Origin of the sequence: Rugamonas apoptosis (genome assembly GCF_014042355.1) — a bacterium.
Lineage (GTDB): Bacteria > Pseudomonadota > Gammaproteobacteria > Burkholderiales > Burkholderiaceae_D > Rugamonas > Rugamonas apoptosis.
In genome coordinates, this window is sequence record NZ_JACEZU010000067.1 from 1 (window position 1) to 261 (window position 261).

Below are 261 nucleotides of genomic sequence, written 5' to 3' on the forward strand. Positions count from 1 at the left end.
CGGCCACGCCGGAGACGATGCGCAGCTGCGGGCGCACCACCCAGTCCTGCAGCGCGCGCACCTCGTTGGGGTCCATGCCGGGCGGCGCCTCGACGATGTAGCGGAACACTTCGCCCACGGCCGTCGTCAGCGGCGCCAGGCCCGGTTGCAGGCCAGTCGGCAGGGTCACGTTCTGCAGCTTTTCCAGCACTTGCTGGCGGGCGAAATAGTCGTCCGTACCGTCGGCGAAGGTCAGCGTCACCACGGACAGGCCGCTGATGG

The 261-nt window shown here is 69.7% G+C and carries 1 protein-coding gene; it reads right to left on the bottom strand.

Annotated features, from left to right (window positions below; genetic code table 11):
- The coding region (locus H3H39_RS28670) for an efflux RND transporter permease subunit (RefSeq protein ID WP_182157703.1) at positions 1-261 on the bottom strand (261 nt) is incomplete at both ends.